Source organism: Streptomyces sp. NPDC056347, from assembly GCF_042262625.1.
GTDB lineage: Bacteria > Actinomycetota > Actinomycetes > Streptomycetales > Streptomycetaceae > Streptomyces.
The window spans coordinates 31,159-45,035 of the sequence record NZ_JBHJQP010000051.1 but is presented as its reverse complement, the minus strand read 5'-3'; the positions used below and the strand labels follow the sequence as shown (position 1 = coordinate 45,035).

Annotated in this window: 11 protein-coding genes; 3 read left to right on the top strand and 8 right to left on the bottom strand. The window is 72.8% G+C overall.

Annotated features, from left to right (window positions below; all coding sequences use genetic code 11):
- Nucleotides 1-197: 197 nt before the first annotated feature.
- The 3 genes from ACFCV8_RS14625 to ACFCV8_RS14615 all read right to left on the bottom strand — a co-directional run bounded on the left by ACFCV8_RS14625 (nucleotide 198) and on the right by ACFCV8_RS14615 (nucleotide 2,932).
- Nucleotides 198-1,388 (bottom strand): acyl-CoA dehydrogenase family protein, encoded by a 1,191-nt coding sequence (locus tag ACFCV8_RS14625; RefSeq protein ID WP_376685688.1) that lies wholly within the window; start codon nucleotides 1,386-1,388, stop codon nucleotides 198-200.
- Between the two features lie 102 nt (nucleotides 1,389-1,490).
- Nucleotides 1,491-2,648, bottom strand: a complete 1,158-nt coding sequence (locus ACFCV8_RS14620) for a methyltransferase (RefSeq protein WP_376685687.1) — start codon at nucleotides 2,646-2,648, stop codon at nucleotides 1,491-1,493.
- A gap of 89 nt (nucleotides 2,649-2,737) precedes the next feature.
- On the bottom strand, nucleotides 2,738-2,932 hold the full coding sequence (locus ACFCV8_RS14615) for a hypothetical protein (protein WP_376685686.1): 195 nt from the start codon (nucleotides 2,930-2,932) through the stop codon (nucleotides 2,738-2,740).
- Between the two features lie 255 nt (nucleotides 2,933-3,187).
- Between ACFCV8_RS14615 and ACFCV8_RS14610 the strand changes: the two genes are divergently transcribed.
- Nucleotides 3,188-4,018 (top strand): endonuclease I family protein, encoded by an 831-nt coding sequence (locus ACFCV8_RS14610; RefSeq protein ID WP_376685685.1) that lies wholly within the window; start codon nucleotides 3,188-3,190, stop codon nucleotides 4,016-4,018.
- 43 nt (nucleotides 4,019-4,061) lie between these two features.
- On the opposite strand, the gene glsA is transcribed toward ACFCV8_RS14610, so the two are convergent.
- Complete coding sequence (glsA, locus tag ACFCV8_RS14605) at nucleotides 4,062-5,408, bottom strand: glutaminase A (protein WP_376685684.1); 1,347 nt, start codon at nucleotides 5,406-5,408, stop codon at nucleotides 4,062-4,064.
- Between the two features lie 95 nt (nucleotides 5,409-5,503).
- On the opposite strand from glsA, the gene ACFCV8_RS14600 reads away from it, so the two are divergent.
- Together ACFCV8_RS14600 and ACFCV8_RS14595 are read left to right on the top strand one after the other, a co-directional pair.
- On the top strand, nucleotides 5,504-6,616 hold the full coding sequence (locus ACFCV8_RS14600; protein WP_376685683.1) for a chemotaxis protein: 1,113 nt from the start codon (nucleotides 5,504-5,506) through the stop codon (nucleotides 6,614-6,616).
- A gap of 112 nt (nucleotides 6,617-6,728) precedes the next feature.
- Nucleotides 6,729-7,052, top strand: coding sequence for a plasmid stabilization protein (locus ACFCV8_RS14595; protein ID WP_376685682.1), 324 nt, complete (start codon nucleotides 6,729-6,731; stop codon nucleotides 7,050-7,052).
- Nucleotides 7,053-7,074: 22 nt separating this feature from the next.
- On the opposite strand, the gene ACFCV8_RS14590 is transcribed toward ACFCV8_RS14595, so the two are convergent.
- The 4 genes from ACFCV8_RS14590 to ACFCV8_RS14575 form a co-directional block, all read right to left on the bottom strand.
- Nucleotides 7,075-9,462: a phosphoketolase gene (locus ACFCV8_RS14590; RefSeq protein WP_376685681.1), complete on the bottom strand. Its 2,388-nt coding sequence runs from the start codon at nucleotides 9,460-9,462 to the stop codon at nucleotides 7,075-7,077.
- Between the two features lie 143 nt (nucleotides 9,463-9,605).
- Entirely contained in the window at nucleotides 9,606-11,009 is a 1,404-nt protein-coding gene (locus ACFCV8_RS14585) for an NADP-dependent succinic semialdehyde dehydrogenase (protein WP_376685680.1), read from the bottom strand.
- A 112-nt stretch (nucleotides 11,010-11,121) separates the two neighbouring features.
- On the bottom strand, nucleotides 11,122-11,622 hold the full coding sequence (locus ACFCV8_RS14580; RefSeq protein ID WP_376685679.1) for an ATP-binding protein: 501 nt from the start codon (nucleotides 11,620-11,622) through the stop codon (nucleotides 11,122-11,124).
- Nucleotides 11,623-11,771: 149 nt separating this feature from the next.
- Nucleotides 11,772-13,871, bottom strand: coding sequence for a xanthine dehydrogenase family protein molybdopterin-binding subunit (locus tag ACFCV8_RS14575; RefSeq protein ID WP_376685678.1), 2,100 nt, complete (start codon nucleotides 13,869-13,871; stop codon nucleotides 11,772-11,774).
- Nucleotides 13,872-13,877: the final 6 nt, after the last annotated feature.

Sequence of the window (13,877 nt, the reverse complement as noted above, 5' to 3'; positions counted from 1 at the left end):
GCCCCGGCCCGAGGGCCGGGGCCGGTGCCCGTGTGCCGGAGCGGGAGCCGGCGGCCTCCCGGACCGCGTCCGGCCCGAAAGCCGGATGACCGGGAAACCGTCGCCTTCTCCCTGCCCGGGTGTTCTCCTGGGCCGGCGGCCTTCCCGGATCCGGCCGTCCCTCTTCCGCGCCGGCCGGTATTCCCCGGCACCCGGGCTCAGCGGCGTACGCGTGGCATGCCCAGGCCGATCCAGGAGATGATCTCGCGCTGGATCTCGTTGTTGCCGCCGCCGAAGGTGAAGATGACGGCGGAGCGGTAGCCGCGTTCCAGCTCGCCGTGGAGCACGGCGCCCGCGGAGCCCTCCTTGAGCGGGCCGGCCGCGCCGACGATCTCCATCAGCCAGGCGTAGGCGTCGCGCCGTGCCTCGGAGCCGTAGACCTTGACGGCGGAGGCGTCCTGGGGGGTGAGGGTGCCGTTCTGGACGGCGGACACCATCTGCCAGTTGAGGAGCTTCATGGCGTCGAGCCGGGTGTGGGTACGGGCCAACAAGGTACGGACCCAGCCGAGGTCGGTCACGCGGCGGCCGTCGTCGAGCCGGGTGCCGGCCGCCCAGCGCTGGACGTCGTGCAGGGCGCGGATCGCCATGGTGCCGTGGGCGGCGAGGGTGACGCGTTCGTGGTTGAGCTGGTTGGTGATGAGCCGCCAGCCCTTGTTCTCCTCGCCGACGCGGCGGGACGCGGGGACACGGATGTTCTCGTAGTAGCTGGCGGTGGTGTCGTGCGAGGCGAGGGTGTTGATCACGGTGCAGGAGTAGCCGGGGTCCGAGGTCGGGACGAGCAGCATGGTGATGCCCTTGTGCGGCGCCGCGTCCGGGTCGGTGCGGACGGCGAGCCAGACCCAGTCCGCGGTGTCGCCGTTGGTCGTCCAGATCTTCTGCCCGTTGACCGTGTAGTGGCCGGTGGTCTCGTCGCCCTCGCGCACGGCCCGGGTCCTGAGGGCGGCGAGGTCGGTGCCCGCGTCGGGTTCGCTGTAGCCGATCGCGAAGTCGATCTCGCCGCTGAGGATCCTCGGCAGGAAGTACGCCTTCTGCTCGTCGGTGCCGTACCGCATGATCGTCGGGCCGACGGTGTTGAGGGCCATCAGCGGCAGCGGGACACCGGCCTGCGCCGCTTCGTCGAAGAAGATGAACTGCTCCATCGGGGAGAGTCCGCGTCCGCCGTACTGCGTGGGCCAGCCGACGCCGAGCCAGCCGTCCGTTCCCAGGCGGCGGATCGTCTCCCGGTAGAAGCGCTTCTGTGCCTCGGGGGCGGCGTAGCGCGTATGGGCGTCGTCGGGGACCAGCGCGGCGAAGTAGTCGCGCAGCTCGGTACGCAACTGCTGCTGTTCGGGCGTGTATTCGAGGTGCACGGCCCCTCCGGGAGTCTCGCGGTGGCGTCGTCCGTGTGCGGCGGCGCACACAGTAGAACGTGTTGCAAGAATCCGGAAGGGCCGGGACGGGGTCCGTCGGGGTCAGCGCCTGACGGCCCGCAGGACGACGAACTTCGGGTCCCCGGCGACGGTCTCGCAGTTGCCGAAGATGCGGCGGAGACGGGTGTGGTAGCCGAGGTGCCGGTTGCCGACGACCCAGAGTTCGCCGCCGGGCCGCAGCGCGGCGCGGGCACCGTGGAACATGGTGCGGGCCGCGGCGTCGGTGACGGCCTGGTGGGAGTGGAAGGGCGGGTTGTTGAGGACCAGGTCCACGCTGGCGGGCGCCACCCCGGACAGCCCGTCGCCGACCAGGAACTCGGCCCTGGCGTCCGGGCCGGTGTTGGCCCGGAAGGTCTCCTCGGCGGAGGCGACCGCCTGGTACGACTCGTCGACGAAGGTGACCGTGGCCTCGGGGTTGGCGAGCGCGGCGGAGAGGCCGACGACGCCGTTCCCGCAGCCGAGGTCGACGACCCTTTCGGGGCCGCGGCGCTCGGGGAGGTGGCCGAGGAAGAAGCGGGTGCCGATGTCGAGGCGCTCGGCGCAGAAGATCCCGGCGTGGTTGATCACGGTCCGGCCGGAGACCGGGCCGATTCCCCCGGGCAGCTCGTAGCGGTGCGGCCAGGGGCTGGGCGTTCGGGCCGCCCCCGGGGCGGGGGTGCTGAAGATGAGCCGGGCCTTCTTCACGGCCAGGGAGGTGCGGGTCGGGCCGATGATCCGCTCGAAGAGCCGGAGGGTGGAGGTGTGGATCTCCTTGACCATGCCGGTGCCGATGACGACGGTGCCCGCGTGGACGGCGGGCGCCAGCCGGTGCAGCTGGTCCTCCAGGAGCGCGAGGCTCTTCGGCACCCGTACCAGCAGGACGTCCACACGCTCGGGCGGAGCGTCCCGGGCCGACAGCAGGCGCACCGCGTCCGGTGCCACGCCGTTGCGCTCCAGGTTCGCCAGGGTGGCGCGCTGCGCCAGGTAGGAGTCGGTGATCTGTACGGGGCGGTGCGCGGCCAGCGCCGTGCTCAGGGCGCCCCAGCGGTCGCCCACCACGGTCACGGCGCCCGACAGGTCCACCGGCTCCGCGCCGTCGTCCCCTTCCAGCCGCCGGAGCAGGTACTCGTCGGCGGCATCCCAGGCACGGAAGGGGTCGCGCGGGTCCTCGGGGTAGCGGGCGAGGTCGAAGCCGGCCCCTGACGTCGTCAAACGATTCATTGTGCACCCAGGCTAGCCGAGCCGCGGGAAGCACCCACACGCTCCCCGCGGCTCGGCCCCGGGACCACGGGGGCCCGTCGGCCCGTGGTTCAGGGCAGTGTCTTGTCGATCGCGGACCGGCCCTCACGGGCGAGCCTGCGCTCGGCCCACCGGAGGTTCTTCGGGGTCAGGTCCCGCCCCGAGGCGAGCACCAGATCCTCCGCCGAGGGATGGTCGCTGCCGCCCGTGTGCAAGAGGCTGTCGGGGGTCACGCCCCGGGATACGGATTCGGACTCTTCACTCATGCCGCCTCCTCGTCCTTTCGGTCATTCTCGCCCCGCGTCCCGCCCGCCGCATCCGAGGCCCGTGAGCCCCCCGGGCGACACCCCCGGGCCCTCACTTGACCTGCACATGATAGGTACGCAGCGTTCACACCATGGTCACGGTGCGTGTGGAAGGCTCCCGCCTACCACGTACCGCACAACTGCGCCGCAGCGCCGCCCCCACCTCTCGACGGTGTCATGGCGCAGGCCCTTCCAGGACAGGAGAGGACACCCCACATGTCCCGTCGTCATCCTCGTTACCGGCGCCCGCTGCTGGCGACCCTCGCCGCCTTCGCCGTGCTCGGCTCCACGGCCGCCGCCGCACCGGCCGCCACCCACCCGGCCGCGCCCGCCGCCGCCACCGCGTCGTCGTTGCAGGTGCTCGACGACACCTATTACCAGAACGCGCTCGGAAAGAGCGGCGCACAGCTCAAGAGCGCCCTGCACACGATCATCAGCAGCCAGACCAAGGTGTCCTACAGCCAGGTCTGGACCGCCCTGAAGGACACCGACCAGGACCCGGCCAACAGCTCGAACGTGATCGAGCTCTACACCGGCCGCTCCCTGTCGAAGAACGCCAACGGCGGCTCGGTCGGGAACTGGAACCGCGAGCACGTCTGGGCCAAGTCCCACGGCGACTTCGGCACCGCCACCGGCCCCGGCACCGACCTCCACCACCTGCGCCCGGAGGACGTCACCGTCAACTCGATCCGTGGCAACAAGGACTTCGACAACGGCGGCAGCGCGGTGAGCGGCGCCCCCGGCAACTACACCGACAGCGACTCCTTCGAGCCGCGCGACGCGGTCAAGGGCGATGTGGCCCGGATGCTCCTCTACATGGCCGTGCGCTACGAGGGCGGCGACTCCTTCCCCGACCTGGAGCCCAACGACAAGGTCAACAACGGCTCCGCCCCGAACATGGGACGGCTCTCGGTACTGAAGACGTGGAGCCAGCAGGACCCGCCGGACGCCTTCGAGAAGCGCCGCAACGACGTCATATACAACCAGTACCAGCACAACCGGAACCCGTTCATCGACCACCCCGAGTGGGTCGCGTCGATCTGGTAGGCCGGACCGGCCGAAGGGCCCGGGCGGCCGCCACCGTCCGGGCTCAGCCCGGCCCGTCACCCGTGCACCAGGCCACCGCCCGCGCACGGGTGGCGAAGCCCCGCGGCACCCCCGGTCCCTCCCGTCCGCCGGGGCCGGGCAGGTCCAGCCACCGCGACGGGTCCGCGACCGCGGTCCGCGCCCCGGCCGCCGCGATCCGGCCGAGCCCGCCGCCCAGCATCACGCGGGCCACCCTGTCCACCCCGGTCACCTCCACCAGGTCCAGCACGACCGGCTCCGTGCCCCTGGGGCGCGCCTCGTCCAGGGCGTACAGCACGCGTTCGGCCGCCGTGAAGTCGAGGGCGCCCTGGGCGGCCACCACGGCGACCCGCTCGCGCGGCGCGCGGGCCCGCGGCGCGGCACCGGCCGTGGGCAGCTCGTCGGCGGTGGCGATCAGCGTGACGGTGCTGCCGGCCAGCGCCGGGTTGTGCATCAGATGGAGCCCGAGCCGTTCCGACAGGGCGCCGAGCGCGGCCCGCCCGCGCACCGAGGTGCCCGTCGAATCCAGCCGCGGGCTGTAGGTCGCCAGCCCGAAGCGGGCCGGACCCGCGGCGATCAGCCCGCCGGAGACGCCGCTCTTCGCGGGCAGCCCGACCCGCAGCAGCCAGTCGCCCGACGCGTCGTACATCCCGCAGGTCGCCATCACCGTCAGCACCTGCGCGGCCACCGGTCCGGAGACCACCACGTCGCCGGTGAGCGGGTTCACTCCCCCGTGCGCCAGGGTCGCGGTCATCGCGGCGAGATCCATCGCGGTGGCCCGAACCGCGCACTGCCGGAAGTACGTGTCCACGGCGGCCACCGGGTCGACGGGCAGCGGGCCGGTGCTCCGGATCAGGTAGGCGAGGGCACGGTTGCGGTCCCCGGTGGCGGCCTCGGAGGCGTAGACCTGCTCGTCCACGTCCAGCTCGCGTCCGGCGAACCGGCTCAGGCAGCCGAGGACCCGGTCGAACCGCGGGGCGTCGGGGGTGTCCGGGATCAGCGCGGTGGTGATGATCGCCCCCGCGTTGACCATGGCGTTGTCGGGCCGTCCGGTGTCCGGCTCCAGGCTGACCGCGTTGTACGCCTCCCCGCTGGGCTCGGCGTTGACCCAGCGGCACACCTCGTCCAGCCCGAGGAGCGACAGGGCGAGCGCGTAGACGAACGGCTTCGACACGGACTGCAGGGTGAACGGGGCCCTGGTGTCACCCACCCCGTAGCAGTGGCCGTCCATGCTGATCAGGGCCAGGCCGAAGGCGTCCGGATCGCTCCGCGCGAGCTGCGGGATGTACTCGGCGAGGCTGCCCTCCCGCAGCGGGACGAACCGCGCGTGCAGTTCACGCAGGGCCTCGGTGACGGCTTCGGCGGCGCTCATCTCGCTCATATTAGGTTCAAAAGGTATGAATTGACTCGCCGACTTCAGCCGCTTCGCTCGGGAGCGGACACCACCCGAAGCCCTGGGAGACAACGATGGATACGGACGACCTGACCGCCGGCCTGTTGCGGGAACTGCGGGCGGCCAAGCCCTATCCGGCCGTGTCCCTGACCATGCCGACGCACCGGCGCACCCCGGACAACACCCAGGACGCCGTACGGCTGCGCAACCTGGTGAACGAGGCGGTGGACAGGCTGGAGGCCGACCCGGCGGTCGGCCGCGAGACACGGACCGCGATCAAGGAGCAGCTCGACCGGGCGGCCGCCGAGGTGGACCCGAGGCGGGCCCTCGACGCCCTGGTGGTGCTCGCCACTCCCGACGAGCACCAGATCTGGCAGCTCCCCCGTACCGCGCCCGAGCGGGTGGTGCTGAGCGACAGTTATCTGACCCGGAACCTGGTGGCGGCGAAGGCCCAGGCCCAGCCGTTCTGGGTGCTCGGCGTCTCGGCCGACCGCGCCGGGCTGTGGGGCGGCACGGGCGACGCCCTGCGCGAGGCGCGCACCGGCGGGTTCCCGATGACGGCTCCCCCGCTGGAGCCCGATCCGCAGCGCGAGGAGCGGATCGGGGACACGCCGAGCATCTTCAGCAGTCAGGAGACCCGTGCGTTCCTCCGGTCGGCCGACGAGACGCTGCGGGCGGTCCTGGCCGCCGATCCGCGCCCGCTGTACCTGGCCGGTTCCGCCCAGGCGCTCGCGGTGCTGGACGAGGTCGGCGAGAGCCCCCGCTCGGCCGTGGGGCGGCTGACCAAGGGCGTACCGGCCGGGACCACGCCGAGCGCCCTGCTGGAGGAGCTGCGCCCGGTGCTGGAGGAGCGGCGGAAGCGGTTCGCCGCGGCGGTCGACGGCAGACTCGACGAGGCGCGCGGCCGGCGCGCGTTCGCCGGCGGGCTCGACGAGGTGTGGGCCGCGGTGCGCGAGGGCCGCGCCGGGCTGGTCGCCGTGGAGGAGGGCTTCCAGCGGACCGTCCGGGTGACCGACGAACACCTCGAACCGGTGGACGCGGGTGCGGACCCGGCGGACACCACGGTCCGCGAGGACATCGTGGACGAACTCGTGGAGCGGGCCCTGGACAGCGGCGCCGAGGTGGTCTTCCTCGCGGACGGCTCGCTCACGGATCACGGGAGGATCGCGGCGGCCCTGCGCTACTGAGCCGCCTCCCCTCCCCCGGGGCCCGCACGCCCGCCGCGTGCGGGCCCCGGTGCGCGGCGCGACACTGGTGGGAAAAGCGTTCCAGGATCTCCGGGAGAGGAGTGAGCGGACCATGCCCCGCGGATTCGGTGCCGGGCGGACCCGGCAGTACGAGCACATCAAGGAGAGCGCGCAGGAGCGCGGTGTCAGCGAGGAACGGGCGGAGGAGATCGCGGCCCGCACGGTCAACAAGGAACGTGCCCGCGCCGGGGAGTCCAGGACCGCGAGCCGTACCTCTCTGGAGGACATGTCGTCCGCGCGGCGCGGCGGTCTGCGCTCGCACAGCGGGGCGGCCGGACCGACCCGGGACCAGCTCTACGAAGAAGCGAAGAGGAAGAACGTGCACGGCCGTTCGGGCATGACCAAGGCCGAGCTGGCCCGGGCGCTGGGCCGCTGAGCCGCGTCCCGGGCCCCGGGGATCAGCCGCTCCACGTCCAGTCGGCCACCTCGGGCAGGTCCGTGCCGTGCTCCCGGATCCAGGCGTGGTGGCGGGCGCGGGCGTCCGCCATGGCCTGGCGCACGGCCACCGCCCGGACGCCGAGGCCGGGCACCCGGTCGGTCACGTCCATGACCAGCCGGAAGCGGTCCAGGTCGTTGCGGACCACCATGTCGAAGGGCGTCGTCGTGGTGCCCTCCTCCTTGTAGCCGCGCACATGGAGCTGGGCATGGCCCGCGCGCCGGTAGGCGAGCCGGTGGATCAGCCAGGGGTAGCCGTGATAGGCGAAGATCACGGGGACGTCCCGGGTGAACAGCGCGTCGTACTCGGAGTCCGGCATGCCGTGCGGGTGCTCCTCGCGGGGCAGCAGCCGGGCCATGTCGACGACGTTGACCACCCGTACCGCCAGGTCCGGCAGATGCCTGCGGAGCAGGTCGGCGGCGGCCAGCGTCTCCAGCGTGGGTACGTCCCCGGCGCAGGCGAGCACCACGTCCGGCTTCCGGCCGCCGTCCTCCGTGCCCGCCCAGGACCACACCCCGGCGCCGCGGGCGCAGTGCGCGCGGGCCTGGTCGAGGGTGAGCCAGTCGAAGGAGGGCTGCTTTCCGGCCACGATCACATTGACGTAGTCGCGGCTGCGCAGCGCGTGGTCGGCGACGGAGAGCAGGGTGTTGGCGTCCGGCGGCAGGTAGACGCGGACGACCTCGGGGCTCTTGTTGAGGATGTGGTCGACGAACCCGGGGTCCTGGTGGGAGAAGCCGTTGTGGTCCTGGCGCCAGACGTGCGAGGTGAGCAGGTAGTTCAGTGAGGCGACCGGGCGGCGCCAGGCCAGTCGGCGGGAGGTCCGCAGCCACTTGATGTGCTGGTTGACCATCGAGTCGACGATGTGGGCGAACGCCTCGTAGCAGGAGAAGAGTCCGTGCCGGCCGGTGAGCAGGTAGCCCTCCAGCCAGCCCTGGCACAGGTGCTCGGAGAGCACTTCCATGACACGGCCGTCGCGGGCGAGGTGTTCGTCGGTGGGCAGGAGGCGTTCCTGCCAGGCCTTGGCGGTGGCGCCGTAGAGGGCGTCGAGCCGGTTGGAGGCGGTTTCGTCGGGGCCGACGACACGGAAGTCGCGGCGCTCGGCGGTGGCGGCCATGACGGCTTCCAGCAGCCCGCCCAGCACCCGGGTCGGCTCGTGCAGCGTGGCGCCGGGCCTGCCGACCTCGACCGCGTACGCGTCGAGCGGCGGGACGGGCAGTTCGCGCAGGAGCAGACCGCCGTTGGCGTACGGTGTCGAGCCGAGCCGGGCGTCGCCCTCGGGCACACAGGCGAGCACCTGGGGGCCGGGCCGCCCCGAGGAGTCGAAGAGTTCCTCCGGGCGGTAGGAGCGCATCCACTCCTCCAGCAGGCGCAGGTGGTCCGGATTCTCCCGGACCCCGGGCAGCGGGACCTGGTGGGCGCGCCAGGTGCCCTCGACGGGCACCCCGTCGACCTCGGCCGGGCCGGTCCAGCCCTTGGGGGTGCGCAGGACGATCATCGGCCAGTGCGGCCGGCCGGTGCCGCTGTCGGCGCGGGCGGCTCCCTGGATCTCGCGGATCCGGTCGACGGCGCGGTCCATCGCGGCGGCCATCGCCCGGTGGACGCTGATGGGGTCGTCGCCGCCGACGTACAGCGGGTCGTGCCCGTAGCCGCGCAGCAGGGCGTCCAGCTCCGTCTCGGGGAGGCGGGCGAGCACGGTCGGGTTGGCGATCTTGTAGCCGTTGAGGTGGAGGACGGGGAGGACGGCCCCGTCGTGGACCGGGTCGAGGAACTTGTTGGAGTGCCAGGAGGCGGCGAGCGGACCGGTCTCGGCCTCGCCGTCGCCGATCACGCAGGTGACGATCAGTTCGGGATGGTCGAAGGCGGCCCCGTAGGCGTGGGTCAGGGCGTAGCCGAGTTCGCCGCCCTCGTGGATGGAGCCGGGGGTCTCCGGGGCGACGTGGCTGGGCACTCCGCCGGGGAACGAGAACTGCTTGAACAGCCGCCCCATGCCGTCGGCGTCGCGGGGCACGTCGGGGTAGGCCCGCGAGTAGCTGCCCTCCAGCCAGGAGTTGGCGAGGACGGCGGGTCCGCCGTGGCCGGGTCCCCACACGGCGAGGCCTCGCACACCGCGGGACCTGATGACGCGGTTGAGGTGCGTGTGGACGAGGTTGAGCCCCGGTGAGGTGCCCCAGTGACCCAGCAGCCGCGGCTTGATGTCGGTGCGTACCAGCGGCCGGGTCAGCAGCGGGTTGGCCATCAGGTAGATCTGGCCGACGGAGAGATAGTTGGCGGCTCGCCAGTGCGCGTCGAGCGCCGCGATCTCCGCGTCGGTCGGGCCGGACGGGGCCGGCGGACCGGGGGCGTTGCTCATGGGGGCTCCCAGGGCCTGTTGTTCGGGCGAAAGCCAGGGGGTGTCCGGCACTTTGGTGCGGGACGAGGAGCGGGTTCCGGTGCGTGCGCGTGGCGGAGCCGTGCGGGCGGTTCGGCGACGCCCCGGGCATCTGCCGGACGCCCCTATGGGCCGTACCAGACCGTGGTCGTGTTGCAGAAGGCGCGGATGCCCTGGCCGGCGAGTTCGCGTCCGTAGCCGGAGCGTTTGACGCCACCGAAGGGCAGCGCGGGGTGGGAGGCGGTCATTCCGTTGAAGAAGATGCCGCCCGCCTGCAGGTCGCGTACGCAGCGGCGGGCCTCCTCCGGGTCCCGGGTCCATACGTTGGAGCTGAGGCCGAAGGGGCTGTCGTTGGCGAGGGCGACGGCTTCGGCGAATCCGTCGACCCGGTAGAGCGAGGCGACGGGGCCGAAGGTCTCCTCGTGGTGGATGCGCATGGCGGGGGTGATCCCGGCGAGGACGGTGGGGGCGTAGAACCATCCGTCCTCCAGCTCCGGGGCCAGCCCTTCGGGAACGCCGCCGCCGCACAGCACGTTCGCGCCCTGTCGCACCGCGTCGTCCACCAGCTCCGTCAGGTCCGTGCGGCCCTGCTCGCTGGCGAGCGGGCCGACATCGGTGGACTCCAGCATCGGATCGCCGACCGACAGGTCGTTCATGCCGACGGTGAACCGCTCGGCGAACTCGTCGTACACGTCGGTGTGCACGATGAACCGTTTGGCGGCGATGCAGGACTGTCCGTTGTTCTGCACCCGTGCGGTCACGGCGGTACGGGCGGCCCTGGCGACGTCCGCCGAGGGCATGACGAGGTACGGGTCGCTGCCGCCCAGCTCCAGGACGGTGGGCTTCACCTCGTCACCGGCGATCGACGCGACCGAGCGGCCGGCCGGTTCGCTGCCGGTGAGGGTGGCCGCGGCGATCCTGGGGTCGCGCAGGATCGCCTCGACCGCCCCCGAACCGACCAGCAGGGACTGGAAGCAGCCGGCCGGGTAGCCCGCCCGGCGGAACAGCCCCTCCAGGTACATCGCGGTCTGCGGCACGTTGGAGGCGTGTTTGAGCAGGCCGACGTTGCCGGCCATGAGCGCGGGGGCGGCGAAGCGTACGACCTGCCAGAGCGGGAAGTTCCACGGCATCACGGCGAGCACGGGGCCGAGCGGCCGGTAGTGGACGTGGGCCCGGGAGGCGCCGGAGTCCCGTACGTCCTCGGCGGACGGCTGCTCGTCGGCGAGGAGTTCCTCCGCGTGGGCCGCGTACCAGCGCATGGCCTTGGCACACTTGGCGGCCTCCGCGCGGGCCGCCTTGACGGGTTTGCCCATCTCGGTGGTCATGGTGCGGGCGATGTCCCGCTGGTCCTCGTCGAGCAGCACGGCGGCCTGGTTCAGCAGACGGGCCCGTTCGGCGAAGCCGGTGGTCCGGTACGCGCCGAACGCGGTGCGGGCGGTGGCGAGCCGTTGCTCGATGCCCGCCGCGTCCAGCGGCTCGAACGTCCTGAGGGTTTCGCCGTTCGCGGGGTTGACCGTCGCGATGGGCATGGCCGTGTCCTCCTTGACTCGGTTCTTCGGCCCCGTGCCGCCGTGCGCCGTGCCGCGCACGCGGGTCCGCCGGGCGGACACCCGGCCGGCGGTCCCGTCGGCCCGTCCCGGATCAGACGAGAGCGGGGTCGAACGCCGCCGCGGGTTCGGCGGGGGCGGGGGCAGCCGCGGGCGAGTGACGGAACTCGCGTCCGTCGGGCAGCGGACGCAGCGGCACCCGGTCGAGGCTGAGCGGCTCCTCGGCGTACCGGGTGAACCAGACGACCTTCCCCTCGTCGGTGCGGCAGGTGCCCCAGCTGTCGCTGAGCGCCATCACCCGGCTGAGGCCGCCGCCGCCGGTGCCCAGCAGGCGCGGCATCCCTTCCCCCTCGTCGGCGACGGAGACCGTGAGGTGCCGCCCGGACCAGCGGAGCTCGACGGTGCACTTGTTGCCGTCGCCGACGTGGCGGTGGACGTTGGTCAGCAGTTCTGCCACGCCCCGGCACACCGGCCGGACGTGGAGTTCAAGATTCCAGTGGCGGAGGTGTGCGGCGACTATCCGCTGCAGCTGGGACACACGCTCCGCCGAGATCTGGAGTTCGACCAGGAAGTGCCGGTCGAGTGGAACGGTCATCGTCGAGGCTCCTCACATCGAGGCCCACTGGCTTTCGCCCCGTTGAACAACGACCCCCCGAACACGAAGAGTGAGCAGATGTCTCTTCTGGGTCACTTCACAGCGTGGCCCGGCGCACCGGGTCCCGCAACAGGGGGCCGCCGCCCGGGTCAGAGCAGGTACGGCAGCAGGGTGTCCGGTGTGATCGGCAGGGCGCGCACCCGTACGCCGGTGGCGTGCCGCACGGCGTTGCCGACCGCCGCCGCGGCGCCGACGATGCCGATCTCCCCGATGCCCTTGCTACCCATCGGATTGAGGTGCGGGTCCTCCTCCTCGATCCAGTGCGCCTCGATCCGGGGCACATCGGCGAAGGTCGGCAGGTGGTAGGCGGCGAGGTCGCGTTCGGTGAAGTCACCGAAGACGGGGTCCATGGTGCTCGCCTCGGTCAGTGCCATGCCGACGCCCATGGTCATGCCGCCGATGAACTGGGAGCGTGCGGTACGGGAGTTGAGGATGCGTCCGGCGGCGAAGACTCCGAGCATCCGGCGCAGCCGCACCTCTCCGGTGCGGCCGTGCACGGCGACTTCGGCGAAGTGCGCGCCGAACGCGTGGCGTGCGTACGGGGATTCCCGTCCGGTCTCCGCCCGGGTGTCGGTGGTGACGGAGAGGCCCTCGGCGGGGAGTGGGCCGGTGTGCTCGCGCAGTCGTCGGCGCAGCAGTACGCAGGCCTTGTGCACGGCCCAGCCCCAGGAGGCGGTGCCGGTCGAGCCGCCCGCCACCGGGGCGTCGGGCAGTTCGCTGCTGCCGATCTCGATCCCGACCCGGTCCAGGGCGGTGGCCAGGGCGTCGGCGGCGATCTGCGCGAGCACGGTGCGGGCGCCGGTGCCGATGTCGGTGGCGTTGACCGCGACACGGTACGAGCCGTCGGGGGCCGCGTGGGCGAAGGCGCCGGAGGCGGTGATGTAGACGGGGTAGGTGGCGGCGGCGACACCGGTGCCCGTGAGCCACTCCCCCTCCTCGCGGGCCGCGGGGCTCGGGTCGCGGCCGTACCAGCCGAAGCGGGCCGCGCCCGTCTCCAGGCAGGCGGTCAGGCCGCGGCTGCTGAACGGGCGGCCCGAGTCCGGTTCGTGTGCCGGCTCGTTGCGGATGCGCAGTTCGACCGGGTCCAGGCCGAGGGCCGAGGCGAGTTCGTCCATGGCGGATTCGAGGGCGTACATGCCGGGGGTCTCGCCCGGTGCGCGCATCCAGGAGGGGCTGGGTACGTCCAGGGCGACGACCCGGTGGGCGGTGCGGGCGGCGGCGGAGCCGTACATGATCCGGGCGGGGACGGCCGCCTGTTCCACGAACTCCTTCACAGTGGAGGTGTGGGTGACGATCTCGTGGTCGACGGCGGTGAGCGTGCCGTCGAGTTCGGCCCCGAGCCGGACGCGCTGGACGGTGGGGGCGCGGTGGCCGATCAGGCCGGCCATCCGGCGGCGGGGCAGCACGACCTTGACGGGGCACCCGGTGTGCCGGGCGGCCATGACGGCGAGGACGCACTGCGGGCGCGTGGTGCCCTTGCAGCCGAAGCCGCCGCCGACGTGCTCGGAGCGGACGGTGATGCGCTCGGGCGGGATGCCGAGCGCCGTGGCCAGACTGTCGCGGACCTGGGTGGCACCCTGGCTGGAGTCGTGGACGGTGAGGTGTCCGTCGCCGTCCCACCACGCCGTGGTGGCGTGCGGCTCCATGGGGTGGTTGTGCAGGGCGCCGAGGGTGTAGGTGGAGTCGATCTGTACGGGGGCGACGGCGAGGGCGCGGGCGGTGTCACCGCGTTCGCGGACGGCGGGGTAGCCGCCGTTGACCGTGTCGGGGGTGTACAGGCCGGGGTGGTCCGCGGTCAGCCGGACGTCGTGCCGCTCGGTCCCGTACGCGATCCGCAGCGCCGCGGCCCCGGCTTCGGCGGCCTCCGGGGTGTCGGCCACCACCAGCGCGACGGGCCAGCCCCGGTGCGGGACCAGGTCGTCCTGGAGGACGGCGAGGATCGGGTCGTCGGGTTCCTTCAGCCGGGGCGCGTCGTGGTGGGTGAGGACGGCGCGCACGCCGGGCAGCGCCAGGGCGTCGTCCGTGTCGACGGCCAGGACCCGGCCGCGGGCGACGGTGGCGGGGACGAGGCTGCCGTGGAGGCAGCCCGGCGGGGTGTGCTCGGCTGCGTAGCGGGCGGTGCCGGTGACCTTGTCCCGGCCCTCGCGGCGGACTGCGGGGGTGCCCAGGGGTGACGTGGCCTGGCTCATGACGGG

Bases quoted from the DNA above. Each gene is read 5' to 3' on its own strand.
- ACFCV8_RS14620 (WP_376685687.1), bottom strand. From the start codon at position 2,648: ATGAATCGTTTGACGACGTCAGGGGCCGGCTTCGACCTCGCCCGCTAC.
- ACFCV8_RS14590 (WP_376685681.1), bottom strand. From the start codon at position 9,462: ATGAGCAACGCCCCCGGTCCGCCGGCCCCGTCCGGCCCGACCGACGCG.
- ACFCV8_RS14615 (WP_376685686.1), bottom strand. From the start codon at position 2,932: ATGAGTGAAGAGTCCGAATCCGTATCCCGGGGCGTGACCCCCGACAGC.
- ACFCV8_RS14585 (WP_376685680.1), bottom strand. From the start codon at position 11,009: ATGCCCATCGCGACGGTCAACCCCGCGAACGGCGAAACCCTCAGGACG.
- ACFCV8_RS14595 (WP_376685682.1), top strand. From the start codon at position 6,729: ATGCCCCGCGGATTCGGTGCCGGGCGGACCCGGCAGTACGAGCACATC.
- ACFCV8_RS14580 (WP_376685679.1), bottom strand. From the start codon at position 11,622: ATGACCGTTCCACTCGACCGGCACTTCCTGGTCGAACTCCAGATCTCG.
- glsA (WP_376685684.1), bottom strand. From the start codon at position 5,408: ATGAGCGCCGCCGAAGCCGTCACCGAGGCCCTGCGTGAACTGCACGCG.
- ACFCV8_RS14610 (WP_376685685.1), top strand. From the start codon at position 3,188: ATGTCCCGTCGTCATCCTCGTTACCGGCGCCCGCTGCTGGCGACCCTC.
- ACFCV8_RS14575 (WP_376685678.1), bottom strand. From the start codon at position 13,871: ATGAGCCAGGCCACGTCACCCCTGGGCACCCCCGCAGTCCGCCGCGAG.
- ACFCV8_RS14600 (WP_376685683.1), top strand. From the start codon at position 5,504: ATGGATACGGACGACCTGACCGCCGGCCTGTTGCGGGAACTGCGGGCG.